The sequence below is a fragment of the Escherichia sp. R1 genome, assembly GCF_003000935.1.
Classification (GTDB): Bacteria; Pseudomonadota; Gammaproteobacteria; order Enterobacterales; family Enterobacteriaceae; genus Escherichia; species Escherichia coli.
The window spans coordinates 58,243-83,812 of sequence record NZ_PSRU01000013.1 but is presented as its reverse complement, the minus strand read 5'-3'; the positions used below and the strand labels follow the sequence as shown (position 1 = coordinate 83,812).

Here is a 25,570-nt window from a genome sequence, read left to right as displayed (position 1 = left end):
ATCCGCCAATAAATAACAACTAACAGGGAGTAAAGGCGATGGGAATTAACGAAATCATCATGTACATCATGATGTTCTTTATGCTGATAGCTGCCGTAGACAGGATCCTGTCGCAGTTCGGCGGTTCTGCTCGTTTCCTCGGTAAGTTCGGTAAAAGTATCGAAGGATCCGGCGGTCAGTTCGAAGAAGGCTTTATGGCAATGGGCGCTCTGGGCCTGGCGATGGTCGGTATGACCGCACTGGCACCGGTACTGGCCCACGTTCTCGGACCGGTGATTATCCCGGTTTACGAAATGCTCGGCGCAAACCCGTCAATGTTCGCCGGAACACTGCTGGCGTGCGATATGGGCGGCTTCTTCCTCGCCAAAGAGCTGGCGGGCGGTGACGTAGCAGCGTGGCTATACTCTGGGTTAATTCTCGGGTCGATGATGGGGCCAACGATTGTGTTTTCCATTCCGGTGGCGCTCGGCGTGCTGGCGGGCATAGTGACCATTCCGATTGGCTGTATCGCTGGTGGTCTGGTAGCGATGTACTCCGGTGTGCAGATCAACGGCCAGCCTGTTGAATTCACCTTTGCGCTGATCCTGATGAACATGATCCCGGTACTTATCGTTGCGGTGCTGGTGGCGCTGGGGCTGAAATTCATCCCGGAAAAAATGATCAACGGCTTCCAGATCTTCGCCAAATTCCTCGTTGCATTGATCACCCTCGGTCTTGCCGCTGCGGTAGTGAAATTCCTCCTTGGCTGGGAACTGATCCCGGGTCTTGATCCTATCTTTATGGCCCCTGGCGATAAACCCGGTGAAGTGATGCGCGCCATTGAAGTTATCGGCTCGATCTCCTGCGTTCTGTTAGGGGCGTATCCAATGGTACTGCTGCTGACTCGCTGGTTTGAAAAACCGCTGATGAGCGTCGGTAAGGTGCTGAATATGAACAATATCGCGGCAGCCGGCATGGTGGCAACGCTTGCCAACAACATTCCGATGTTTGGCATGATGAAGCAGATGGATACCCGCGGCAAAGTCATCAACTGCGCCTTCGCCGTTTCCGCTGCTTTCGCCCTGGGCGACCATTTAGGCTTCGCCGCTGCCAACATGAACGCCATGATCTTCCCGATGATTGTCGGCAAATTGATCGGCGGCGTAACGGCAATTGGCGTGGCGATGATGCTGGTGCCAAAAGAAGACGCGACCGCGGCTAAAACTGAAGCGGAGGCGCAATCGTGAACACTCGCCAGCTACTGAGCGTCGGTATCGATATCGGCACCACCACCACCCAGGTGATCTTCTCCCACCTGGAGCTGGTTAACCGTGCGGCGGTGTCGCAGGTGCCGCGCTACGAATTCATCAAACGCGAAATTAGCTGGCAAAGCCCGGTGTTCTTTACCCCTGTCGATAAACAGGGTGGTTTAAAAGAAGCGGAACTGAAAACCTTAATCCTCGAGCAATATCAGGCTGCGGGCATTGCGCCGGAAAGCGTTGATTCTGGTGCCATCATTATCACCGGTGAAAGCGCAAAAACCCGCAACGCTCGCCCGGCGGTGATGGCGCTCTCCCGGTCGCTGGGCGATTTTGTCGTCGCCAGCGCCGGGCCGCATCTTGAATCCGTGATCGCCGGACACGGTGCCGGGGCGCAAACCCTTTCTGAACAACGGCTGTGTCGGGTCCTGAATATCGATATCGGCGGTGGCACCGCGAACTACGCCCTGTTCGATGCCGGAAAAATCAGCGGCACTGCCTGCCTCAACGTCGGCGGTCGCCTGCTGGAAACCGACAGCCAGGGGCGCGTGGTTTACGCTCATAAACCGGGGCAGATGATTGTGGATGAGTGCTTCGGTGCCGGTACTGACGCCCGTTCGCTGACTGGCGGGCAGCTGGTGCAGGTTACCCGCCGGATGGCAGAGCTGATTGTCGAAGTGATTGACGGAACGCTCTCGCCGCTCGCGCAGGCATTGATGCAAACCGGTTTGCTGCCCGCAGGTGTTACGCCCGAAATCATTACGCTTTCTGGCGGGGTAGGCGAATGTTATCGCCACCAGCCCACCGACCCGTTCTGTTTTGCCGATATCGGCCCGCTTCTGGCAACGGCGCTGCATGACCATCCGCGTCTGCGTGAGATGAACGTGCAGTTTCCGGCGCAAACCGTGCGCGCCACGGTGATTGGCGCGGGTGCTCATACCCTTTCGCTCTCTGGCAGCACAATCTGGCTGGAGGGCGTACAACTGCCGCTGCGCAATTTGCCAGTGGCGATCCCGATTGATGAAACGGATCTGGTCAGTGCCTGGCAACAGGCGCTGATTCAACTGGATCTTTGCCCCAAAACTGACGCGTACGTGCTGGCGCTTCCCGCCTCGCTGCCTGTGCGTTACGCCGCGGTACTGACGGTCATCAACGCGCTGGTCGATTTCGTCGCGCGTTTTCCGAATCCGCATCCCCTGCTGGTGGTGGCCGGGCAGGACTTTGGTAAAGCTCTGGGCATGTTGTTGCGCCCACAGCTACAACAACTCCCGTTGGCAGTCATTGACGAAGTGATTGTCCGCGCGGGGGACTATATCGACATTGGTACGCCTCTTTTTGGCGGATCGGTTGTGCCGGTGACGGTGAAATCACTCGCATTTCCTTCCTGAGGGAACGACTTATGAAACTAAAGACCACATTGTTCGGCAATGTATATCAGTTTAAGGATGTAAAAGAGGTGCTGGCTAAAGCCAACGAACTGCGTTCGGGGGATGTGCTGGCGGGCGTTGCTGCGGCAAGCTCACAGGAGCGCGTGGCGGCAAAGCAGGTGTTGTCGGAAATGACCGTAGCAGACATCCGCAATAATCCGGTGATTGCCTATGAAGATGACTGCGTGACGCGGCTGATTCAGGACGACGTTAACGAAACGGCCTACAACCAGATTAAAAACTGGAGCATCAGCGAACTGCGTGAATACGTCCTGAGCGACGAAACCAGCGTTGACGACATTGCCTTTACTCGCAAAGGGTTGACCTCGGAAGTGGTGGCGGCGGTAGCGAAGATTTGCTCCAACGCGGACCTGATCTACGGCGCGAAGAAAATGCCGGTGATCAAAAAGGCCAATACCACCATCGGTATTCCGGGCACCTTTAGCGCCCGTTTGCAGCCGAACGATACCCGTGACGACGTGCAAAGTATCGCCGCGCAAATCTACGAAGGGCTTTCCTTTGGGGTGGGCGATGCGGTGATTGGCGTTAACCCGGTGACTGACGACGTGGAAAACTTAAGCCGCGTGTTGGATACCATTTATGGCGTGATCGACAAATTCAACATCCCAACTCAGGGCTGCGTACTGGCGCACGTCACCACCCAGATCGAAGCGATCCGTCGTGGCGCACCAGGCGGGCTGATTTTCCAGAGTATCTGCGGCAGCGAAAAAGGGCTGAAAGAGTTTGGTGTAGAGCTGGCGATGCTCGATGAAGCACGCGCAGTGGGCGCGGAGTTCAACCGTATCGCCGGGGAAAACTGTCTCTACTTCGAAACCGGACAAGGCTCGGCGCTATCCGCTGGCGCTAACTTCGGCGCAGACCAGGTGACGATGGAAGCGCGTAACTATGGGCTGGCGCGTCATTACGATCCGTTTATCGTCAACACCGTGGTCGGTTTTATTGGGCCGGAGTATCTCTACAACGACCGCCAGATTATCCGCGCAGGCTTAGAAGATCACTTTATGGGCAAGCTGAGCGGCATCTCTATGGGCTGTGACTGCTGCTACACCAACCACGCTGACGCTGACCAGAACCTCAACGAAAACCTGATGATCCTGCTCGCCACCGCAGGCTGTAACTACATCATGGGGATGCCGCTGGGCGATGACATCATGCTCAACTATCAGACCACCGCATTCCACGACACTGCCACTGTGCGTCAGTTACTGAATCTGCGTCCGTCACCGGAGTTTGAACGCTGGCTGGAAAGCATGGGCATTATGGCAAACGGTCGCCTGACCAAACGGGCGGGCGATCCGTCACTGTTCTTCTGATGACGCGGAGATAACACATCATGGATCAAAAACAGATTGAAGAAATTGTACGCAGCGTGATGGCGTCAATGGGACAAGCGGCCCCCGCGCCGTCAGAAGCAAAGTGCGCCACCACCAACTGTGCGGCACCGGTGACCTCGGAAAGCTGCGCGCTGGATTTAGGTTCTGCGGAAGCAAAAGCGTGGATTGGTGTGGAAAACCCACATCGCGCGGACGTATTAACAGAACTGCGTCGCAGCACCGTGGCCCGCGTTTGTACCGGTCGTGCCGGTCCGCGTCCGCGTACCCAGGCGTTGCTGCGTTTCCTGGCCGATCACTCTCGTTCGAAAGATACCGTACTGAAAGAAGTACCGGAAGAGTGGGTGAAAGCGCAGGGCTTGCTGGAAGTCCGCTCCGAAATCAGCGACAAAAATCTCTACCTGACTCGTCCGGATATGGGCCGCCGCCTGTGTGCAGAAGCTGTTGAAGCGCTGAAAGCACAGTGTGTTGCTAATCCGGACGTGCAGGTCGTTATTTCTGATGGCCTGTCAACTGATGCGATCACCGTGAACTACGAAGAGATCCTGCCGCCGCTGATGGCGGGCCTGAAGCAAGCCGGGCTGAAAGTCGGTACGCCATTCTTTGTACGTTATGGTCGCGTGAAGATTGAAGATCAGATCGGTGAGATCCTAGGCGCGAAAGTAGTGATCCTGCTGGTGGGCGAACGTCCGGGGTTGGGGCAGTCAGAAAGCCTCTCCTGCTACGCCGTTTACTCGCCGCGTATGGCGACCACCGTTGAGGCCGATCGCACCTGTATCTCTAACATTCACCAGGGCGGCACGCCGCCGGTTGAAGCCGCAGCCGTCATTGTGGATTTGGCGAAACGTATGCTGGAGCAGAAAGCATCCGGCATCAACATGACCCGATAAGGAGGCATCATGCCAGCTTTAGATTTGATTCGACCGTCAGTAACCGCCATGCGGGTGATTGCCTCCGTTAACGCCGAATTTGCACGTGAACTGAAATTGCCGCCGCATATTCGTAGCCTCGGGCTGATTTCTGCTGATTCAGATGACGTCACCTACATTGCGGCTGACGAAGCGACCAAGCAGGCGATGGTCGAAGTGGTATATGGTCGATCGCTGTATGCGGGCGCTGCACACGGTCCGTCACCGACTGTCGGTGAGGTGCTGATTATGCTTGGTGGACCAAACCCGGCGGAAGTGCGTGCTGGTCTGGATGCGATGGTTGCGAATATTGAAAATGGCGCTGCTTTCCAGTGGGCTAATGACGCAGAAAACACAGCCTTCCTGGCACATGTAGTTTCGCGTACCGGTTCTTATCTCTCATCAACCGCCGGGATCACGCTTGGCGATCCGATGGCGTATCTGGTGGCACCGCCGCTGGAAGCGACCTACGGCATTGATGCAGCGTTGAAATCTGCCGACGTGCAGCTGGTGACCTATGTCCCGCCACCGTCTGAAACCAACTACTCGGCAGCATTTTTAACCGGTAGCCAGGCCGCGTGTAAAGCAGCCTGTAACGCCTTTACCGATGCAGTGCTGGAAATCGCGCGTAATCCAATCCAGCGTGCGTAACGGAGGTTGCCGATGATCAATGCACTGGGATTGCTGGAAGTGGACGGCATGGTCGCCGCGATAGATGCAGCTGATGCCATGCTCAAAGCAGCTAACGTTCGTCTGCTCAGTCACGAAGTGCTTGACCCTGGTCGCCTAACGCTGGTGGTGGAAGGCGATCTGGCGGCGTGTCGTGCGGCGCTGGACGCAGGTTGTGCTGCCGCGATGCGTACCGGGCGTGTCATCAGCCGCAAGGAGATCGGTCGGCCAGACGATGACACCCAGTGGCTGGTTACTGGCTTTAACCGCCAGCCTAAGCAACCCGTAAAGGAACCCGACGCGCCAGTTATCGTCGCGGAATCTGCTGACGAGTTGTTGGCGCTGTTAACATCAGTACGTCAGGGAATGACGGCAGGAGAAGTGGCAGCCCACTTTGGCTGGCCGCTCGAAAAAGCCAGAAATGCGCTCGAACAGCTCTTTTCTGCCGGGACGTTACGTAAACGCAGTAGTCGTTATCGTCTCAAGCCCCATTAACCTGTCGGAGGTGCCGGGTGTCCTACAACACCCGGCATTAACATCATGAAAAAGACCCGTACAGCCAATTTGCACCATCTTTATCATGAACCCTTACCCGAAAACCTGAAGCTCACGCCGAAGGTCGAAGTGGATAATGTTCATCAACGACAGACAACGGACGTCTATGAACATGCTTTGACAATTACCGCCTGGCAGCAGATTTACGATCAGCTGCATCCGGGCAAGTTTCATGGTGAATTTACGGAAATTCTACTCGATGATATTCAGGTTTTTCGTGAATACACCGGTCTGGCGCTGCGTCAGTCGTGCCTGGTCTGGCCGAATTCGTTCTGGTTTGGCATTCCGGCGACGCGCGGTGAGCAGGGATTTATCGGTTCGCAATGTCTGGGAAGCGCAGAAATAGCGACGCGCCCTGGTGGAACCGAGTTTGAATTAAGTACGCCGGACGATTACACCATCCTTGGCGTAGTGCTTTCTGAAGATGTCATCACCCGTCAGGCTAACTTTTTGCATAATCCGGATCGGGTATTACATATGCTGCGTAGCCAGTCGGCGTTGGAAGTGAAAGAGCAGCATAAAGCCGCGCTGTGGGGCTTTGTCCAACAGGCGCTGGCGACATTTTGCGAGAACCCGGAAAATCTTCATCAGCCTGCTGTGCGTAAAGTGCTGGGGGATAATTTGCTAATGGCGATGGGGGCGATGCTGGAAGAAGCGCAGCCAATGGTGACGGCGGAAAGCATCAGTCATCAGAGTTACCGTCGGTTGCTTTCCCGCGCCCGTGAATATGTGCTGGAAAACATGTCCGAACCGGTGACGGTGCTGGACTTGTGTAATCAACTGCATGTCAGCCGCCGCACGCTACAAAACGCGTTTCACGCCATTTTGGGCATTGGTCCGAACGCGTGGCTGAAACGTATTCGCCTGAACGCCGTGCGCCGCGAACTCATAAGTCCGTGGTCACAAAGCACAACGGTAAAAGACGCCGCCATGCAGTGGGGATTCTGGCATCTTGGGCAATTTGCCACGGATTATCAGCAACTGTTTGCCGAGAAGCCGTCACTGACGCTGCATCAGCGGATGCGGGAGTGGGGGTGAGGGAGTTACACCCAATCCCTGACCTTAATAAACTCACTTAAAGCCGCTTCTGGGCTGCCATCTTTTGGCTGATAATCATACTCCCAGCGTACCAGTGGCGGCATTGACATCAGGATCGACTCGGTGCGCCCGCCAGTTTGCAGGCCAAACAGCGTGCCGCGATCCCAGACCAGATTGAACTCGACATAACGACCGCGACGGTAGAGCTGAAAATTGCGCTCGCGCTCGCCGTAGGCCATCGCTTTTCGTCGCTCTACAATTGGCAAATAAGCGTCGGTGTAGCCTTTGCCTACCGCCTGCATAAAGGCAAAACAGTGGTCGAAATCTGGCGTGTTCAGATCATCAAAGAACAGCCCGCCAATGCCGCGCTGTTCGTTACGATGTTTGAGGTAGAAGTATTCGTCGCACCACTTTTTGTAACGCGGATAAACGTCTTCGCCAAATGGCAGGCACAGGTCACGGGCGGTGCGGTGCCAGTGAATGGCGTCTTCTTCAAAACCATAGAAAGGGGTTAAATCGAAGCCGCCGCCAAACCACCAGACGGGCTCTGCACCCGGTTTTTCGGCAATAAAAAAGCGCACATTCGCGTGGCTGGTGGGGACATACGGGTTATGCGGATGTACCACCAGCGAAACGCCCATCGCCTCGAAACTGCGCCCGGCAAGTTCCGGACGATGAGCGGTGGCGGAAGCAGGCATCGCCTCACCGTGGACATGTGAAAAGTTGACGCCTGCCTGTTCGAAAACACCACCATTACGCAAAACCCGACTACGCCCGCCGCCGCCAGCTTCGCGCTGCCAGCTATCTTCGACAAATTCTGCGCCATCGACGGCGCTCAACTGCTGACAAATCGTATCCTGAAGGTTGAGCAGAAACTGTTTAACCTGGTGTGCGTCGGGTTTCATCACTTACCGCTTTCTCGAGTGTGCTTTCTGGTTGTCAAACCAGTGGAAATAACTGATCACGCCTTCGGCAATCGCTGTGGCGATTTTCTGGCGAAACGCTGCAGTGCCTAACAGCCGCTCTTCTTCCGGGTTGGTGATAAACGAGGTTTCCACCAGCACCGACGGAACCGACGGCGATTTCAACACCACAAACGCGGCTTGTTCGGTGTTGCGGCTGTGCAGTTTATGCACCGGCTTAATCTTTTTCAGAATATGCGAGCCGAGCGTCAGGCTGTTTTTAATAGTATCGGTTTGCACCAGATCAAACAGCACTTGCTGCAATAGGTGATCCTTGTCAGTCGCTTTTTTACCGGCAACTTCATCGGCGCGGTTTTCGCGTTCAGACAGGTATTTTGCCATTGCGCTACTTGCCCCACGGTTAGAGAGGGCAAATACCGAAGCACCGGCAGCTTTCGGATTGGTAAAGCCGTCGGCATGAATTGACATAAACAGATCTGCGCCATGTTTATGGGCGATTTCAACGCGATCGTACAGTGGGATAAACGTATCGCCAGAACGCGTTAAACGCGCATCAATGCCATGATTACGCAATATGGAACGGACATTCTTGGCAATTGCCAGCACCACATGTTTTTCTTTCGAACCGTTGCGTCCGATCGCTCCGGTATCAATCCCGCCGTGGCCAGGATCGAGAACAACGACACGTCTGCCGCCGCTTTTTTTTGCTTTCGGCTTGCTGTGTCCGTTACTGGTTTTTAACGGTTCTTCTTTGGCGATGGCTTGCGACATTCCTGACAACGTCAGGGCAGCCAAACCGGCTTTCAGCACCTGGCGGCGCGAAGTGAGTGTTTTTAGTGGTTTAAAAGTGCTCATACGGCCTGAGTTGTAATAATAAAGTTCCAGATGTTATATCGTATCGCGTAATCCGTTACGACGGTTTGCTGTTGAGAATTGTTTTACTTTTCATTTCAATAGTTGACAACTCCCCATTATGCCACTTTTTCAACCGATTTTCGTCAGATATTGGCTAATTCGACCGTTCACGCCATAATCAGCCTTTTAACCCGCAAAAAGGTAACGAATACCATGGAGATACGCGTATTTCGCCAGGAAGATTTCGAAGAGGTCATCACCCTTTGGGAGCGTTGCGACTTGCTGCGTCCGTGGAACGATCCGGAAATGGACATCGAGCGTAAGATGAACCATGACGTCAGTTTGTTTCTGGTCGCTGAGGTGAACGGTGAAGTGGTCGGAACGGTGATGGGCGGTTATGACGGGCATCGCGGGTCTGCTTATTATCTTGGCGTGCATCCCGAGTTTCGTGGGCGTGGGATTGCTAATGCGTTGCTTAATCGGCTGGAGAAAAAGCTGATTGCTCGCGGCTGTCCGAAAATTCAGATCAACGTGCCGGAAGATAACGACATGGTGCTCGGAATGTATGAACGCCTGGGATATGAACACGCCGACGTGTTGAGTCTGGGTAAGCGTTTGATTGAAGATGAAGAGTACTGAGTTTCATCCTGTCCATTATGATGCGCACGGTCGCCTGCGTTTACCCTTGCTCTTCTGGCTTGTGCTATTGCTTCAGGCGCGAACCTGGGTGCTGTTTGTCATTGCCGGAGCGTCGCGCGAGCAGGGTACTGCGCTGCTGAATCTGTTTTATCCCGATCACGATAATTTCTGGCTGGGGTTGATTCCCGGTATTCCGGCGGTGCTGGCATTTTTGCTGAGTGGTCGGCGGGCTTTATTTCCCCGTATCTGGCATGTGCTCTATTTTCTGTTGCTGTTGGCGCAAGTGGTTTTACTTTGTTGGCAACCGTGGCTGCGGCTGAACGGTGAATCCGTTAGCGGTATCGGTCTGGCGCTGGTAGTGGCGGATATCGTGGCGTTAATCTGGCTGCTGACCAATCGACGTTTACGCGCTTGTTTTAATGAAGAAAAAGAATAACGGCACTTTTTGGTGAATTTGCACTCCAATCAACGTTATTGAATAACCAAAGGAAGTGACATGAAATCGCTGCGTTTAATGTTATGCGCTATGCCGTTGATGCTGACCGGCTGTTCCACGATGTCGTCAGTTAACTGGTCGGCCGCTAACCCGTGGAACTGGTTTGGATCATCCACCAAAGTGAGCGAGCAGGGCGTGGGTGAATTAACGGCGTCCACACCACTGCAAGAACAAGCCATTGCTGATGCGCTTGATGGCGATTATCGCCTGCGCAGCGGAATGAAAACCGCGAACGGCAACGTGGTGCGCTTTTTTGAAGTGATGAAAGGCGACAACGTGGCGATGGTGATTAACGGTGATCAAGGCACGATCAGCCGCATTGATGTGCTGGATAGCGATATTCCTGCTGACACCGGTGTTAAAATCGGTACACCGTTTAGTGACCTTTACAGCAAAGCATTTGGCAATTGCCAAAAGGCCGACAGTGATGATAATCGTGCCGTCGAATGTAAAGCCGAAGGCAGTCAACATATTAGCTACCAGTTCAGCGGGGAATGGAGTGGCCCTGAAGGGTTAATGCCTTCGGACGATACCCTGAAAAACTGGAAAGTCAGTAAAATTATCTGGCGGCGTTAATTTGCGTCTGAACAAACCGCCGCCGCGAAAAAACACGTAAAATAGCGCCCAACAATGCCACGGATTGCGTGGCATTATTATTTTCAGGAGGAACAATGTCTCAGGTTCAGAGTGGCATTTTGCCAGAACATTGCCGCGCGGCGATTTGGATCGAAGCCAACGTGAAAGGGGAAGTTGACGCCCTGCGTGCGGCCAGTAAAACATTTGCCGACAAACTGGCAACTTTTGAAGCGAAATTCCCGGACGCGCATCTTGGTGCGGTGGTTGCCTTTGGTAACAATACTTGGCGCGCTCTGAGCGGCGGCGTTGGGGCCGAAGAGCTGAAAGATTTTCCGGGCTACGGTAAAGGTCTTGCACCGACGACCCAGTTCGATGTGTTGATCCACATTCTTTCTCTGCGTCACGACGTGAACTTCTCTGTCGCTCAGGCGGCGATGGAAGCCTTTGGTGACTGCATTGAAGTGAAAGAAGAGATCCACGGCTTCCGTTGGGTTGAAGAGCGTGACCTGAGCGGCTTTGTTGACGGTACAGAAAACCCGGCGGGTGAAGAGACGCGCCGCGAAGTGGCTGTTATCAAAGACGGCGTGGATGCGGGCGGCAGCTATGTGTTTGTGCAGCGTTGGGAGCACAACCTGAAACAGCTCAATCGGATGAGCGTTCACGATCAAGAGATGATGATCGGGCGCACCAAAGAGGCCAACGAAGAGATTGACGGCGACGAACGTCCGGAAACCTCTCACCTGACCCGCGTTGATCTGAAAGAAGATGGCAAAGGGCTGAAGATTGTTCGTCAGAGCCTGCCGTACGGCACCGCCAGTGGCACTCACGGTCTGTACTTCTGCGCCTACTGCGCGCGTCTGCATAACATTGAGCAGCAACTGCTGAGCATGTTTGGCGATACAGATGGTAAGCGTGATGCGATGTTGCGTTTCACCAAACCGGTCACTGGCGGCTATTACTTCGCGCCGTCGCTGGACAAGTTGATGGCGCTGTAAGCGTTTCTGATTCATTGATTAAAGGCCAGCCAGTAACACAACTGACTGGCCTTTTTATTACTGCTTTAACGCCGCATACACTTGATCAACTACTTTCTGTCAGAACAGGGTATTTTGCGGCGCTGACGCTACAGCTAATAGCCAGCAGAGAAAGATAGAGCATTGTCCGTTTCATAATCAGTCCAGATTGACGTTACGGCAGCCAAAGAGTGTGGTGAAAATAAACCCACTAACCCATGCCACCAGAATACCGCCAGCGTAAACCGCCATTGCCGGAAGGATGCCTTGCGCGGAAGTCATCAGCGGCAGCGCCACCAGACCAGACGGCCCGAATGCGCTGTTTAAGCCCATCGGCAGACCCCACCAGGCTATCAGGCCGATAAACAAACCGCCCGCCGCGCCGCCTAAACAGGCGGTAACAAACGGTTTCATGCGGGGCAGGGTGACACCGTAAATCAGCGGTTCGCCAACGCCAAGCAGACCGGGAATAATCGCCCCGCGGACCTGACTGCGTAATGCACTGTGCGGTTGCGCCCGCCAGTAGAGCGCCAGCGCCGCGCCCACCTGGCCTGCGCCTGCCATTGAAAGGATGGGAAATAAGCTGTTGAATCCCTGGCTGTCCATTAACGCCAGATAAACAGGAATAAAGCCCTGATGCACGCCAAATACCACGGCGATCAGGAACAGCCCGGCTAAAACCGCACAACCGAGCGGATTACTGTTCAGGTGCATAAACAGCCATGACATACCTTCAAACAGCCAGCCGCCCAGCGGCATAATGATCAGGTACGCAAGCGTAGCGGTGATCAGCAGGGTGATTAATGAGGTCAACAGCATGTCGAGGTCGTCGGGCATAAAGCGGCGCACCATGCCTTCGATGCGGGCGCAGGCCCACGCGGCGATCAACACGCCGATAATATTGCCGCGCGGATCGATGGGCAGACCAAAGAAATCGTGAAATCCGGCGTAGTAACCCGTGGTTGCAGTTGGGTTATAACCAAGCAAAAAGAGCGCAGCGATAATTGCGCCATTTACGCCCGTGCCACCAAATGCCTGGGCCGCGTTATAGCCCACCAGAATTACCAGGAAGGTGAACAGGCCTTTGCTGAACACCTTCATAAAATTCAGCGCATCGGGTAGCGTGCCCTGAGCATCTGCCGGAACGTGCATCACCGTGGCAATTAACGTCGCTATCCCCAGCAGCAGACCGGCGGCAATAAAACCGGGGATCAGCGGCGTGAAGATGGTGGCGAATTTGGCGAGAAATTGTTGCACGCCGGAAGTTTGTCTGGCTTTTAACTGGCGTTTATTCTGGGCGGCGATTTCTGCGGCATCCTGTACCGGTGCCTCGCCCAGCAGCTCGCTCATGGCTTTTGCTGCACGATGCGCTTTGCCTGGCCCAAAAACCACCTGCACCTGATCGCTGGTCAAAATGACGCCCTTCACGCCTTCCAGCGTTTTGATATCGGGATCAACCAATGAACTGTCATGTACACCCAGACGCAGGCGCGTCATACAGTTACCACAACTGGCGATATTTCCCGGTCCGCCGACCCGGGTAAGAATGGTGTTCAGAAGTTCACTGCTGATCTCTTTAGCCATGGGTTATTCCTTTTCCAGAGCCTTGCGAATAAAACCGCCGTGTTGATCCAGGCATTTTTTAGCTTCATCGGCATCGAGATTTTTCAGTACCATCACAATGGTCGTTTTACAGTTGCGCTCGCAAGCAATTAACGCCGCTTCCGCTTGTTCGGCATTACATCCGGTAGCGTTTTTGACGATATTGACCTGGCGCACATGCAGTTTTTCGTTGGTGGCGACCACATCGACCATCAGGTTGCCGAACACTTTGCCGGATTTAATCATCAGCCCGGTGGAGAGCATGTTGAGCACCAGTTTCTGCGCCGTGCCTGCTTTCATTCGCGAAGAACCGGTAACAACTTCGGCACCAACTACCGGCGTAATAGCAAACTCTGCGGTGGATGAAACGGCACTCCCCGGATTACAGGAAATGCCCACTGTACGGCAGCCGAGTTGGCGCGCGTATTCCAGCCCGGCAATCACATACGGCGTGCGTCCGCTGGCCGCAATACCAACCACCACATCCTGCGCGGTTAAGCCGATATTTTTCAGATCATTAACACCACCTTCCCGGCTATCTTCTGCGCCTTCCACCGCGTGCTGAATGGCATATTCGCCGCCAGCAATCAAACCAACTACCAGGCCCGGTTTCACGCCGTAGGTCGGCGGACATTCGCTGGCATCCAGAATCCCCAGACGACCGGATGTTCCCGCACCGAGATAAATCAGACGGCCGCCGCCGCTTACCTGGGTGTGGATAACATCGATCGCCGCGGCGATATCCGGCAGTACGCGCTCAACGGCGAGTGGTACGGTTTTATCTTCATCGTTGATAATCCGGCACATTTCCAGCGTTGATACGCGGTCAATTTCAGCCGAGGCGGCGTTCGAGCCTTCGGTAATCATCTTTTCAAGTTGCATCGGTGGTGACCTTAATATTTGCGATCAAATAATTGCAGATAAATGGGATCATATATCCCGATTTGATAGACACAAAGGAATCATTAAGTCCGAATATTACTCATGTGATGTCACTGAAAATGATTGCGCGCTGACGTAACGTTTGAGGTGCTGCATAAAGCAGCGACTAAATTGAGATTTTCCTGAATTAGTGAGCTGATCCGCAGCAATATTTTGTTTATCCTGTATTTTCAGAGGGAATGGAGTGTAACGCTCTGTATTAACAAGGAGAGCATTAAAATGGGTAAACTCACGGGCAAGACAGCACTGATTACGGGCGCATTGCAGGGAATTGGCGAAGGAATTGCCAGAACTTTTGCGCGTCATGGCGCAAACCTAATCTTGCTGGATATCTCCCCTGAGATCGAAAAGCTGGCGGACGAACTGTGTGGCCGTGGTCATCGCTGTACGGCGGTTGTCGCCGATGTGCGTGACCCGGCGTCGGTAGCCGCAGCTATTAAGCGCGCTAAGGAAAAAGAAGGGCGCATTGATATTCTGGTGAATAACGCAGGCGTTTGTCGTCTGGGCAGTTTCCTTGATATGAGCGATGAAGATCGCGATTTCCATATTGATATCAATATAAAAGGCGTATGGAACGTCACGAAGGCGGTGCTGCCGGAGATGATTGCCCGCAAAGATGGCCGGATTGTGATGATGTCTTCAGTCACTGGCGATATGGTGGCAGACCCGGGCGAAACGGCGTACGCCTTAACGAAAGCGGCGATTGTTGGCCTGACTAAATCGCTGGCGGTGGAGTACGCGCAGTCTGGTATTCGCGTTAACGCCATCTGCCCTGGATACGTTCGCACGCCAATGGCGGAAAGCATTGCCCGCCAGTCGAACCCGGAAGATCCAGAATCGGTGCTGACTGAAATGGCGAAAGCAATCCCGATGCGTCGCCTCGCCGATCCGCTGGAAGTCGGCGAACTGGCGGCCTTCCTCGCATCGGATGAATCCAGCTATTTAACCGGTACACAGAATGTGATTGATGGCGGCAGCACACTGCCGGAGACGGTTAGCGTCGGCATCTGATTCACCTCTGTTTCCTCCCTGCATTTGTGGGGAGGATTTCGTCTTATTCCCTTTTCAACTTCCAAATCACCAAACGGTATATAAAACCGTTACTCCTTTCACGTCCGTTATAAATATGATGGCTATTAGAAAGTCATTAAATTTATAAGGGTGCGCAATGGCCGTTAACTTACTGAAAAAGAACTCACTCGTGCTGGTTGCTTCTCTGCTACTGGCGGGCCATGTACAGGCAACGGAACTGCTGAACAGTTCTTATGACGTCTCCCGCGAGCTGTTTGCCGCCCTGAACCCGCCGTTTGAGCAACAATGGGCAAAAGATAACGGTGGCGACAAACTGACGATTAAACAATCTCATGCCGGATCATCAAAACAGGCGCTGGCAATTTTGCAGGGTTTAAAAGCCGACGTTGTCACTTATAACCAGGTGACCGACGTACAAATCCTGCACGATAAAGGCAAGCTGATCCCAGCGGACTGGCAGTCGCGCCTGCCGAATAATAGCTCGCCGTTCTACTCCACCATGGGCTTCCTGGTGCGTAAGGGCAACCCGAAGAATATCCACGACTGGAACGACCTGGTACGCTCTGACGTGAAGCTGATTTTCCCGAACCCGAAAACGTCGGGTAACGCGCGTTATACCTACCTTGCGGCATGGGGCGCAGCGGACAAAGCCGACGGTGGTGATAAAGCCAAAACCGAACAGTTTATGACCCAGTTCCTGAAAAACGTTGAAGTGTTCGATACTGGCGGTCGTGGCGCGACCACCACTTTTGCCGAGCGCGGCCTGGGCGATGTGCTGATCAGCTTCGAGTCGGAAGTGAACAACATCCGTAAACAGTATGAAGCGCAGGGCTTTGAAGTGGTGATTCCGAAAACCAACATTCTGGCGGAATTCCCGGTGGCGTGGGTGGATAAAAACGTACAGGCCAACGGCACGGAAAAAGCGGCAAAAGCCTACCTGAACTGGCTCTACAGCCCGCAGGCGCAAACCATCATCACCGACTATTACTACCGCGTAAATAACCCGGAAGTCATGGGCAAACTGAAAGATAAATTCCCGCAGACCGAGCTGTTCCGCGTGGAAGATAAATTTGGCTCCTGGCCGGAAGTGATGAAAACCCACTTCACCAGCGGCGGCGAGTTAGACAAGCTGTTAGCGGCGGGGCGTAAGTAATGTTTGCAGTTTCTTCAAGACGCGTGCTGCCGGGCTTTACCTTAAGCCTCGGCACCAGTCTGCTGTTTGTGTGCCTGATTTTGCTGCTGCCGCTCTCCGCGCTGGTGATGCAACTGGCCCAGATGAGCTGGGCGCAGTACTGGGAGGTGATCACCAACCCGCAGGTGGTCGCAGCCTATAAAGTGACGCTGCTGTCGGCGTTTGTGGCATCGATTTTTAACGGCGTTTTCGGTCTGCTGATGGCGTGGATCTTAACCCGCTATCGCTTTCCGGGTCGCACGCTGCTTGATGCGCTGATGGATTTACCCTTTGCGCTGCCAACGGCAGTCGCCGGTTTAACGCTGGCCTCGCTCTTTTCCGTGAACGGTTTTTACGGTGAATGGCTGGCGAAGTTTGATATCAAAGTCACCTATACCTGGCTGGGGATTGCGGTGGCGATGGCCTTTACCAGCATTCCGTTTGTGGTGCGCACCGTGCAGCCGGTGCTGGAAGAGTTAGGCCCGGAATATGAAGAGGCGGCAGAAACGCTCGGCGCAACACGCTGGCAGAGTTTTCGCAAAGTGGTGCTGCCGGAACTATCTCCGGCGCTGGTGGCGGGTGTGGCGCTGTCGTTTACCCGCAGCCTCGGTGAGTTTGGCGCGGTGATTTTTATCGCCGGGAATATCGCCTGGAAAACAGAAGTGACGTCGCTGATGATCTTTGTTCGCTTACAGGAGTTTGATTACCCGGCGGCGAGCGCGATTGCCTCGGTGATCCTCGCGGCATCGCTGCTGTTGCTGTTCTCAATTAACACTCTGCAAAGTCGCTTTGGTCGGCGTGTGGTAGGTCATTAATGGCGGAAGTGACACAATTGAAGCGTTATGACGCGCGCCCGATTAACTGGGGCAAATGGTTTCTGATTGGCATCGGGATGCTGGTATCGGCGTTCATCCTGCTGGTGCCGATGATTTATATCTTCGTACAGGCGTTCAGCAAAGGACTGATGCCGGTGTTACAAAATCTGGCCGATCCGGACATGCTGCACGCCATCTGGCTGACGGTGATGATCGCGCTGATTGCCGTACCGGTAAACCTGGTGTTCGGCATTCTGCTGGCCTGGCTGGTGACGCGCTTTAACTTCCCCGGACGCCAGCTATTGCTGACGCTGCTGGACATTCCGTTTGCCGTGTCGCCGGTGGTTGCTGGTCTGGTGTATCTGCTGTTCTACGGCTCTAACGGCCCGCTGGGCGGCTGGCTGGATGAACATAATCTGCAAATTATGTTCTCCTGGCCGGGTATGGTGCTGGTCACCATCTTCGTGACGTGTCCGTTTGTGGTGCGCGAACTGGTACCGGTAATGTTAAGTCAGGGCAGCCAGGAAGACGAAGCGGCGATTTTACTTGGCGCGTCCGGCTGGCAGATGTTCCGTCGCGTCACGCTGCCGAACATCCGCTGGGCGCTGCTTTACGGCGTGGTGCTGACCAACGCCCGCGCGATTGGCGAGTTTGGCGCGGTATCGGTGGTTTCCGGCTCGATTCGTGGCGAAACCCTGTCGCTGCCGTTACAGATTGAATTGCTGGAGCAGGACTACAACACCGTCGGCTCCTTTACCGCCGCCGCGTTGTTGACGCTGATGGCGATTATCACCCTGTTTTTAAAGAGTATGTTGCAGTGGCGCCTGGAAAATCAGGAAAAACGCGCGCAGCAGGAGGAACATCATGAGCATTGAGATTGCCAATATTAAGAAGTCTTTTGGTCGCACCCAGGTGCTGAACGATATCTCACTGGATATTCCTTCTGGTCAGATGGTCGCGTTGCTTGGGCCGTCCGGTTCCGGAAAAACTACGCTGCTGCGCATTATCGCCGGGCTGGAGCATCAAACCAGTGGGCATATTCGCTTTCACGGTACCGACGTGAGCCGTCTGCACGCGCGGGACCGTAAAGTCGGTTTCGTGTTCCAGCATTACGCGCTGTTTCGCCATATGACGGTGTTTGACAATATCGCTTTTGGCCTGACGGTGTTGCCACGGCGTGAACGCCCGAATGCGGCGGCGATCAAAGCGAAAGTGACAAAATTGCTGGAGATGGTGCAGCTTGCTCATCTGGCGGATCGTTATCCGGCGCAGCTTTCCGGCGGTCAGAAACAGCGTGTGGCGCTTGCACGCGCGCTGGCTGTGGAACCGCAAATTTTGCTGCTTGATGAACCGTTTGGCGCGCTGGATGCGCAGGTGCGTAAAGAGCTGCGTCGCTGGCTGCGTCAACTGCATGAAGAACTGAAATTCACCAGCGTGTTCGTGACCCACGACCAGGAAGAGGCGACCGAAGTAGCTGATCGTGTAGTGGTGATGAGTCAGGGCAATATTGAACAAGCTGACGCACCGGATCAGGTATGGCGTGAACCGGCGACTCGTTTTGTGCTGGAGTTTATGGGCGAGGTAAACCGCCTGCAGGGAACCATTCGCGGCGGGCAGTTCCACGTTGGCGCACATCGCTGGCCGCTGGGATACACCCCCGCGTATCAGGGGCCGGTGGATCTCTTCCTGCGCCCGTGGGAAGTGGATATCAGCCGCCGTACCAGCCTCGATTCGCCGCTACCCGTACAGGTACTGGAAGCCAGCCCGAAAGGTCACTACACCCAATTAGTGGTGCAGCCGCTGGGGTGGTACAACGAACCGCTGACGGTCGTGATGCATGGCGACGATGCCCCGCAGCGTGGCGATCGTTTATACGTTGGTCTGCAACATGCGCGGCTGTATAACGGCGATGAGCGTATTGAAACCCGCGATGAGGAACTTGCTCTCGCACAAAGCGCCTGATAGGTTGAGTGAATGTTAAACGCCCGGAGGCGCTTCCCGCGATCCGGGTTTTTTAATGGCAAGGTTTTGTAACCTGTAGGTCTGATAAGACGCGTAAGCGTCGCATCAGGCAACACCACGTATGGACAGAGATCGTGAGTACATTAGAACAAACAATAGGCAATACGCCTCTGGTGAAGTTGCAGCGAATGGCGCCGGATAACGGCAGTGAAGTGTGGTTAAAACTGGAAGGCAATAACCCGGCGGGATCGGTAAAAGACCGTGCGGCGCTTTCGATGATTGTCGAGGCGGAAAAGCGCGGCGAGATTAAACCGGGTGATGTGCTGATCGAAGCCACCAGTGGTAACACCGGCATTGCGCTGGCAATGATTGCGGCGCTTAAAGGCTATCGCATGAAATTGCTGATGCCCGACAACATGAGCCAGGAACGCCGTGCGGCGATGCGTGCCTACGGTGCAGAACTGATTCTGGTCACCAAAGAACAGGGCATGGAAGGCGCACGCGATCTGGCGCTGGAGATGGCGAATTGCGGCGAAGGAAAGTTGCTCGATCAGTTCAATAATCCCGATAACCCTTACGCCCATTACACCACTACCGGGCCGGAAATCTGGCAGCAAACTGGCGGGCGTATTACCCATTTTGTCTCCAGCATGGGAACAACCGGCACTATCACCGGCGTGTCACGCTTTATGCGCGAACAATCCAAACCGGTGACCATTGTTGGCCTGCAGCCGGAAGAAGGCAGCAGTATTCCCGGCATTCGCCGCTGGCCTGCGGAATATCTGCCGGGGATTTTCAATGCTTCTCTGGTGGATGAGGTGCTGGATATTCATCAGCGCGATGCGGAAAACACCATGCGCGAACTGGCAGTGCGGGAAGGGATTTTCTGCGGCGTAAGCTCCGGCGGCGCGGTTGCCGGAGCACTGCGGGTGGCAAAAGCTAACCCTGGCGCGGTGGTGGTGGCGATCATCTGCGATCGTGGCGATCGCTACCTTTCTACCGGGGTGTTTGGGGAAGAGCATTTTAGCCAGGGGGCGGGGATTTAAGATTATTGCGCAGGCACCGTTTTATCCGTCTGCGCAATTAACGCATGTAAAAAAGGCTGTGCGTTCTCATCGCTCTTACCGGGCATCTTCACGATATACGGCTTCCCGGTAATCGATGACGACGAGGCCACCTTGTCAATAAACTGCTCGGCTGTATCAATGCGATTACGGGTATTGCCCAGCTTCAGGCGCAGATGAGAAACCGCTTCATCGCAGGTATGTTCATCACCGTTGCGCACAAATATCAAATCCTTTTTCTGTGCTAATCCCTCCAGCATGGCGTTGATACGGGCTTCTTCATGGGCCGTTAACTTCGCATAAGCGGGGAGTGTCATTAGCAGCGTAACGACCAGACAAATGATTTTCTTCACTGAATTACCTTATCCTTGTTTTGTAATAGCCGATTTGACTGCCAGAATCAGGTAAAGTTTCGGCTGGAATACGATGAGGATCATCGGCAAGGAGAAAAAATTAAATGAGTAGTTTGTTGTTGTTTAACGATAAGAGCAGGGCACTGCAGGCGGATATCGTCGCCGTGCAGTCGCAGGTAGTGTACGGCAGCGTAGGCAACAGCATTGCGGTGCCTGCTATAAAGCAGAACGGCCTGAATGTCTTTGCCGTGCCGACGGTATTGCTGAGCAATACGCCGCATTATGACACTTTCTACGGTGGTGCGATTCCGGATGAATGGTTTAGCGGTTATTTGCGTGCGCTTCAGGAGCGTGATGCGCTGCGCCAACTTCGTGCTGTAACCACGGGCTATATGGGAACGGCATCGCAAATCAAAATCCTTGCCGAGTGGCTGACTGCGCTACGCAAAGACCATCCTGACCTATTGATCATGGTCGATCCGGTGATTGGCGATATTGATAGCGGAATTTATGTCAAACCTGACCTTCCCGAGGCGTATCGACAATATTTACTGCCGCTGGCACAGGGAATTACCCCCAATATCTTTGAGCTGGAAATCCTGACCGGTAAAGATTGCCGCGATCTCGACAGTGCCATTGCTGCCGCAAAAAGTCTGCTTTCAGACACATTAAAGTGGGTGGTGATTACCAGCGCCTCCGGCAATGAAGAAAATCAGGAGATGCAGGTGGTGGTGGTCAGTGCCGACAGCGTGAATGTCATTTCCCATTCCCGGGTTAAAACTGACCTGAAAGGGACTGGCGACCTGTTTTGTGCTCAGCTTATCAGTGGATTGCTGAAAGGGAAGGCGTTAACCGATGCGGTACACCGCGCGGGATTGCGCGTACTGGAAGTGATGCGCTATACCCAGCAGCATGAGAGCGATGAATTGATTTTGCCGCCTCTGGCTGAAGCATAAAAAAATGGCGCCGATGGGCGCCATTTTTCACTGCGGCAAGAATTACTTCTTGATGCGGATAACCGGGGTTTCACCCACGGTTACGCTACCGGACAGTTTGATCAGTTCTTTGATTTCGTCCATGTTGGAGATAACAACCGGAGTCAGGGTAGACTTGGCTTTCTCTTCCAGCAGCGGCAGATCAAATTCAATGACAGTATCACCAACTTTCACACGCTGACCTTCTTCAGCAATACGCTTGAAGCCTTCGCCTTTCAGTTCAACGGTGTCGATACCGAAGTGGACGAACAGCTCAACGCCGCTATCAGATTCGATAGAGAACGCGTGGTTGGTTTCAAAGATTTTACCAATGGTGCCGTCTACAGGCGCGACCATTTTGTTACCCGTTGGTTTGATAGCAATGCCATCACCAACGATTTTTTCCGCAAAAACGACATCCGGCACGTCTTCGATATTGACGATCTCGCCAGAGAGCGGAGCAATGATCTCAATAGTTCCGGTATCCTTCTTGTCGTCGGAAACCAGAGATTTCAGTTTATCGAACAAACCCATGATCTTCTCCTAAGCAGTAAATTGGGCCGCATCTCGTGGATTAGCAGATTGTTTTTTCTTCAATGAACTTGTTAACCAGCGTCATTAACTCGTCCGTTGTCGGTTGAGCAAGAGCCTGCTCTGCTAACACCTTCGCATCTTCGAAGTTCGTGTTACGGATAATCTTCTTAATGCGCGGGATAGAAATGGCGCTCATAGAGAATTCGTCCAGACCCATCCCCAGCAACAGAAGTGTAGCACGTTCATCGCCAGCAAGCTCACCACACATGCCAGTCCATTTGCCTTCAGCATGAGAAGCATCAATAACTTGCTTGATCAAGTTCAGCACGGACGGTGACATTGGCTGGTAAAGGTGTGAAATCATATCATTACCACGGTCAACTGCCAGAGTGTACTGCGTTAAATCATTGGTGCCGATACTAAAGAAATCAACTTCTTTGGCTAAATGACGTGCAATTGTTGCGGCAGCCGGTGTTTCCACCATTACGCCGATTTCAATTGACTCGTCAAACGCTTTACCTTCGTCGCGCAGTTCCTGTTTGTAGATTTCGATCTCTTTGCGCAGTGCACGCACTTCTTCAACAGAGATGATCATCGGGAACATGATGCGCAATTTACCGAAAGCAGAGGCACGCAGGATAGCGCGGAGCTGATCGCGCAGGATCTCTTTACGATCCATCGCGATACGGATAGCGCGCCAGCCGAGGAACGGGTTCTCTTCTTTCGGGAAGTTCATGTATGGCAGCTCTTTGTCGCCGCCGATGTCCATGGTACGAACGATAACCGCCTGAGAGCCACACGCTTCAGCCACTGCTTTGTAAGCAGCAAACTGTTCTTCTTCAGTGGGCAGCGCGTCGCGGTCCATGAACAGGAACTCAGTACGATACAGACCAACGCCTTCAGCGCCGTTACGCTCTGCACCTTCAACGTCACGAACCGTACCAATGTTAGCGCACACTTCTACCTGGTGACCGTCCAGCGTAATAGCTGGCAGATCTTTCAGTTTAGCAAGCTCTGCTTTTTCAGAAGCCACTTGCTCCTGAACAGCGCGCATTTTATCAATAACTTCGTTGGTTGGATTGACGTAAACCTGATTATTTACGGCATCCAGAATCAGATAGTCGTCATTTTTCACCTGAGAGGTGACGCTACCGGTACCCACGATAGCAGGCAGTTCCAGAGAACGCGCCATGATAGAGGTGTGGGAAGTACGGCCACCCGCGTCGGTGATGAAACCCAGCACCTTCTTCAGGTTCAGCTGTGCGGTTTCGGACGGCGTCAGGTCAGCGGCAACCAGAATGACTTCATCCTGAATGGCGCTCAGGTCGATAATCTTCAGGCCCAGGATGTTGCGCAGCAGGCGCTTACCGATATCACGTACGTCAGCCGCACGTTCTTTCAGGTATTCATCATCCAGCTCTTCCAGGGCAGAAGCCTGACCTTCGATAACTTCATGAGCAGCTGCGTCAGCTGTCATGTGCTTATCTTTAATCAGGGCTATGATTTCCTGCTCCAGCTCCTCATCTTCGAGCAGCATAATATGCCCTTCAAAGATGGCTTCTTTTTCTTCACCGAACGTTTCACCAGCTTTCGTTTTGATCGTTTCCAGCTGGGCTGATGCCTTGGCACGACCGCTCAGAAAACGTTCAACTTCCTGATCAACCTGGTCGGCAGAAATTTTTTTCCGGTCAATGACAATTTCGTCTTCTTTCAGAAGCAGAGCTTTACCGAAAGCGATACCCGGGGATGCTAAAATGCCTGAAATCATAACCCTACCTTACTTGTGACTGATTTTTAAAAGAACCCGGGAAATTACTCGAGTTCCGCCATCAGTTTAACCAGATGTTCAACCGCTTTCTGCTCGTCTTCGCCTTCTGCGGAGATAGTCACAACGGTACCTTGAGTCAGGCCCAGAGTCTGCAGTTTAAACAGGCTTTTCGCGCTGGCGCTTTTGCCGTTGGAAGTCACAGTAATTTCAGAAGTGAAGCCCTTAGCTTCTTTTACAAACTGGGCAGCAGGGCGGGTGTGCAGACCGTTCGGAGCGGTAATGGTAACTTCTTGCTGGAACATTGTATTTCCCCAACTTATAGGTTTAGTGTTGTGGAACTAAAGTCTAGCCTGGCGGTTCGACTTTAGCCTGTATTGTTAGCGCCAGTTTTTAACAGACGCGACGCACGAAGAGCGTAATACAGTCCATTGCTGGCGGGTGTTGACCGCTGACGTTTCGTACGTCATTAAACATTATGCCGCTAAAGGAAGAATTGAACCAAATCATAAAATCGATTCAGCTTTGGCTTTTCCTGTAACGATTAATTTCGCGCATCAAAATAATTAGTCTGGTTAAATACCAGTTCCGACAGGCTGAATCAATGCCAGGAGGGGCGAAAGTTTGAAGCAGGCCACAAAAAAGCACCTAAAAAGGTGCTTTTTTACGCATTTTTTACAAGCTGGCATTACTGTTGCAGTTCTTTCTCAGTGAAAAGATCGGCAAACAATGCAGTGCTTAAATAACGCTCACCCGATGACGGCAGAATAACCACAATATTCTTATTGGTAAAGCTTTCATCTTCTTGTAGTTTCAACGCCGCAGCAACAGCTGCTCCAGAAGAGATACCAGCAAGAATACCTTCTTCTTCCATCAGACGACGTGCGGTAGAAATGGCTTCTTCATTGGTGATGCCAATGACTTTGTCGACCAGCTTGAGATCAAGGTTAGCCGGGATAAAACCAGCGCCAATACCCTGAATTTTATGCGGACCAGGTTTAATCTCTTCACCTGCCAGCGCCTGGGCGATAACTGGAGAATCGGTTGGCTCAACGGCGACAGAGATAAGATCGGTCTTGCCTTTGGTGCCTTTAATGTAGCGGCTGACGCCAGTCAGCGTACCGCCAGTCCCAACGCCAGCAATAAATACATCAACCTGACCGTCGGTATCTTCCCAGATCTCCGGACCGGTGGTTTTTTCGTGAATTTCAGGGTTTGCCGGATTGCTGAATTGTTGCAGCAGCAGGTATTTCTCTGGATTGCTGGCGACAATTTCTTCTGCTTTTTGGATTGCGCCTTTCATGCCTTTAGCACCTTCGGTCAGCACCAGGTTTGCACCTAACGCTTTCAGCAGCTTGCGGCGTTCAATACTCATGGTTTCTGGCATGGTCAGGGTAAGTTTGTAACCGCGAGCGGCAGCTACATAGGCCAGTGCAATCCCGGTATTACCGCTGGTTGGTTCAACCAGTTCAACGCCTGGTTTCAGCACGCCGCGCTTTTCGGCATCCCAAATCATGTTGGCACCGATACGGCACTTAACGCTGAAGCTGGGGTTACGAGATTCCACCTTCGCCAGAATGCGTCCGTTACCGATGCGATTCAGGCGAACCAGCGGCGTGTGACCGATAGTCAGCGAGTTATCTTCAAAAATCTTACTCATGGCCTGT

General features: G+C 53.4%; 27 protein-coding genes and 1 pseudogene. 18 read left to right on the top strand and 10 right to left on the bottom strand.

The window, feature by feature from the left end; genetic code table 11:
• The first annotated feature begins 38 nt into the window (after positions 1-38).
• The 7 genes from eutH to eutR are packed head-to-tail and all read left to right on the top strand — an operon-like array spanning position 39 to position 7,187.
• On the top strand, positions 39-1,226 hold the full coding sequence (gene eutH, locus C4F37_RS16465; protein ID WP_001539305.1) for an ethanolamine utilization protein EutH: 1,188 nt from the start codon (positions 39-41) through the stop codon (positions 1,224-1,226).
• Entirely contained in the window at positions 1,223-2,626 is a 1,404-nt protein-coding gene (eutA, locus tag C4F37_RS16460; protein WP_001539303.1) for an ethanolamine ammonia-lyase reactivating factor EutA, read from the top strand. The genes eutH and eutA overlap by 4 nt, the downstream gene beginning before the upstream one ends.
• An 11-nt stretch (positions 2,627-2,637) precedes the next feature.
• Positions 2,638-3,999, top strand: coding sequence for an ethanolamine ammonia-lyase subunit alpha (gene eutB, locus C4F37_RS16455; RefSeq protein ID WP_000769961.1), 1,362 nt, complete (start codon positions 2,638-2,640; stop codon positions 3,997-3,999).
• Between the two features lie 20 nt (positions 4,000-4,019).
• Positions 4,020-4,907: an ethanolamine ammonia-lyase subunit beta gene (gene eutC, locus C4F37_RS16450; protein ID WP_000372316.1), complete on the top strand. Its 888-nt coding sequence runs from the start codon at positions 4,020-4,022 to the stop codon at positions 4,905-4,907.
• A gap of 9 nt (positions 4,908-4,916) precedes the next feature.
• A complete protein-coding gene (gene eutL, locus C4F37_RS16445; protein ID WP_001774013.1) occupies positions 4,917-5,576 on the top strand; it encodes an ethanolamine utilization microcompartment protein EutL in 660 nt (219 codons plus the stop codon).
• Positions 5,577-5,588: 12 nt separating this feature from the next.
• Positions 5,589-6,089, top strand: coding sequence for an ethanolamine utilization microcompartment protein EutK (gene eutK, locus C4F37_RS16440; RefSeq protein WP_001295463.1), 501 nt, complete (start codon positions 5,589-5,591; stop codon positions 6,087-6,089).
• A gap of 45 nt (positions 6,090-6,134) precedes the next feature.
• Complete coding sequence (eutR, locus tag C4F37_RS16435; protein ID WP_000753709.1) at positions 6,135-7,187, top strand: HTH-type transcriptional regulator EutR; 1,053 nt, start codon at positions 6,135-6,137, stop codon at positions 7,185-7,187.
• A gap of 5 nt (positions 7,188-7,192) precedes the next feature.
• Here the strand turns inward: eutR and hemF are convergent, their stop codons facing one another.
• Both hemF and amiA read right to left on the bottom strand, forming a co-directional pair.
• Positions 7,193-8,092, bottom strand: a complete 900-nt coding sequence (gene hemF, locus C4F37_RS16430) for an oxygen-dependent coproporphyrinogen oxidase (RefSeq protein ID WP_001298446.1) — start codon at positions 8,090-8,092, stop codon at positions 7,193-7,195.
• 3 nt (positions 8,093-8,095) lie between these two features.
• On the bottom strand, positions 8,096-8,965 hold the full coding sequence (gene amiA, locus C4F37_RS16425; RefSeq protein ID WP_000102910.1) for an N-acetylmuramoyl-L-alanine amidase AmiA: 870 nt from the start codon (positions 8,963-8,965) through the stop codon (positions 8,096-8,098).
• A gap of 213 nt (positions 8,966-9,178) precedes the next feature.
• Here amiA and C4F37_RS16420 point away from each other — a divergent pair, with 213 nt between their 5' ends.
• The 4 genes from C4F37_RS16420 to yfeX all read left to right on the top strand — a co-directional run bounded on the left by C4F37_RS16420 (position 9,179) and on the right by yfeX (position 11,671).
• A complete protein-coding gene (locus C4F37_RS16420) occupies positions 9,179-9,604 on the top strand; it encodes a GNAT family acetyltransferase (protein ID WP_000406000.1) in 426 nt (141 codons plus the stop codon).
• Entirely contained in the window at positions 9,591-10,040 is a 450-nt protein-coding gene (locus tag C4F37_RS16415; RefSeq protein ID WP_001539298.1) for a DUF2919 domain-containing protein, read from the top strand. The genes C4F37_RS16420 and C4F37_RS16415 overlap by 14 nt, the downstream gene beginning before the upstream one ends.
• A gap of 60 nt (positions 10,041-10,100) precedes the next feature.
• Entirely contained in the window at positions 10,101-10,676 is a 576-nt protein-coding gene (locus C4F37_RS16410; RefSeq protein ID WP_000838948.1) for an RpoE-regulated lipoprotein, read from the top strand.
• A 95-nt stretch (positions 10,677-10,771) separates the two neighbouring features.
• Positions 10,772-11,671 (top strand): porphyrinogen peroxidase, encoded by a 900-nt coding sequence (yfeX, locus tag C4F37_RS16405; protein WP_000084590.1) that lies wholly within the window; start codon positions 10,772-10,774, stop codon positions 11,669-11,671.
• Positions 11,672-11,759: 88 nt separating this feature from the next.
• Here yfeX and C4F37_RS27880 read toward each other — a convergent pair.
• The 3 genes and pseudogenes from C4F37_RS27880 to murQ form a co-directional block, all read right to left on the bottom strand.
• Positions 11,760-11,846, bottom strand: a pseudogene (locus C4F37_RS27880) (hypothetical protein); the annotation flags it as partial.
• Between the two features lie 2 nt (positions 11,847-11,848).
• Entirely contained in the window at positions 11,849-13,273 is a 1,425-nt protein-coding gene (gene murP / locus C4F37_RS16400; protein ID WP_001040459.1) for a PTS N-acetylmuramic acid transporter subunit IIBC, read from the bottom strand.
• Positions 13,274-13,276: 3 nt separating this feature from the next.
• On the bottom strand, positions 13,277-14,173 hold the full coding sequence (gene murQ, locus C4F37_RS16395; RefSeq protein ID WP_001539296.1) for an N-acetylmuramic acid 6-phosphate etherase: 897 nt from the start codon (positions 14,171-14,173) through the stop codon (positions 13,277-13,279).
• A gap of 279 nt (positions 14,174-14,452) precedes the next feature.
• Between murQ and ucpA the strand changes: the two genes are divergently transcribed.
• The 6 genes from ucpA to cysM all read left to right on the top strand — a co-directional run bounded on the left by ucpA (position 14,453) and on the right by cysM (position 20,259).
• Entirely contained in the window at positions 14,453-15,244 is a 792-nt protein-coding gene (ucpA, locus tag C4F37_RS16390; RefSeq protein WP_000517443.1) for an SDR family oxidoreductase UcpA, read from the top strand.
• A gap of 157 nt (positions 15,245-15,401) precedes the next feature.
• The gene (gene cysP, locus C4F37_RS16385) at positions 15,402-16,418 is read left to right on the top strand and encodes a thiosulfate/sulfate ABC transporter substrate-binding protein CysP (protein WP_000290263.1); all 1,017 of its coding nucleotides are present in this window, start codon (positions 15,402-15,404) and stop codon (positions 16,416-16,418) included.
• Positions 16,418-17,251: a sulfate/thiosulfate ABC transporter permease CysT gene (gene cysT / locus C4F37_RS16380; protein ID WP_000458408.1), complete on the top strand. Its 834-nt coding sequence runs from the start codon at positions 16,418-16,420 to the stop codon at positions 17,249-17,251. The genes cysP and cysT overlap by 1 nt, the downstream gene beginning before the upstream one ends.
• Complete coding sequence (cysW, locus tag C4F37_RS16375; protein ID WP_000852686.1) at positions 17,251-18,126, top strand: sulfate/thiosulfate ABC transporter permease CysW; 876 nt, start codon at positions 17,251-17,253, stop codon at positions 18,124-18,126. The genes cysT and cysW overlap by 1 nt, the downstream gene beginning before the upstream one ends.
• Positions 18,116-19,213 (top strand): sulfate/thiosulfate ABC transporter ATP-binding protein CysA, encoded by a 1,098-nt coding sequence (cysA, locus tag C4F37_RS16370; RefSeq protein ID WP_000021034.1) that lies wholly within the window; start codon positions 18,116-18,118, stop codon positions 19,211-19,213. The genes cysW and cysA overlap by 11 nt, the downstream gene beginning before the upstream one ends.
• Positions 19,214-19,347: 134 nt before the next feature.
• On the top strand, positions 19,348-20,259 hold the full coding sequence (cysM, locus tag C4F37_RS16365; protein WP_001539293.1) for a cysteine synthase B: 912 nt from the start codon (positions 19,348-19,350) through the stop codon (positions 20,257-20,259).
• A gap of 2 nt (positions 20,260-20,261) precedes the next feature.
• On the opposite strand, the gene C4F37_RS16360 is transcribed toward cysM, so the two are convergent.
• On the bottom strand, positions 20,262-20,630 hold the full coding sequence (locus tag C4F37_RS16360) for a YfeK family protein (protein WP_000719965.1): 369 nt from the start codon (positions 20,628-20,630) through the stop codon (positions 20,262-20,264).
• Between the two features lie 104 nt (positions 20,631-20,734).
• Here C4F37_RS16360 and pdxK point away from each other — a divergent pair, with 104 nt between their 5' ends.
• A complete protein-coding gene (pdxK, locus tag C4F37_RS16355) occupies positions 20,735-21,586 on the top strand; it encodes a pyridoxine/pyridoxal/pyridoxamine kinase (protein WP_000096640.1) in 852 nt (283 codons plus the stop codon).
• Between the two features lie 42 nt (positions 21,587-21,628).
• On the opposite strand, the gene crr is transcribed toward pdxK, so the two are convergent.
• From crr to cysK, 4 genes are all read right to left on the bottom strand, one after another.
• A complete protein-coding gene (gene crr / locus C4F37_RS16350) occupies positions 21,629-22,138 on the bottom strand; it encodes a PTS glucose transporter subunit IIA (protein WP_000522247.1) in 510 nt (169 codons plus the stop codon).
• A 40-nt stretch (positions 22,139-22,178) separates the two neighbouring features.
• Complete coding sequence (gene ptsI / locus C4F37_RS16345) at positions 22,179-23,906, bottom strand: phosphoenolpyruvate-protein phosphotransferase PtsI (protein ID WP_000623136.1); 1,728 nt, start codon at positions 23,904-23,906, stop codon at positions 22,179-22,181.
• A 44-nt stretch (positions 23,907-23,950) separates the two neighbouring features.
• Positions 23,951-24,208 carry a phosphocarrier protein Hpr gene (gene ptsH, locus C4F37_RS16340; protein ID WP_000487600.1) on the bottom strand — a complete coding sequence of 86 codons (258 nt, stop codon included), beginning with the start codon at positions 24,206-24,208 and terminating at the stop codon, positions 23,951-23,953.
• Between the two features lie 383 nt (positions 24,209-24,591).
• On the bottom strand, positions 24,592-25,563 hold the full coding sequence (gene cysK, locus C4F37_RS16335) for a cysteine synthase A (protein ID WP_000034402.1): 972 nt from the start codon (positions 25,561-25,563) through the stop codon (positions 24,592-24,594).
• Positions 25,564-25,570: the final 7 nt, after the last annotated feature.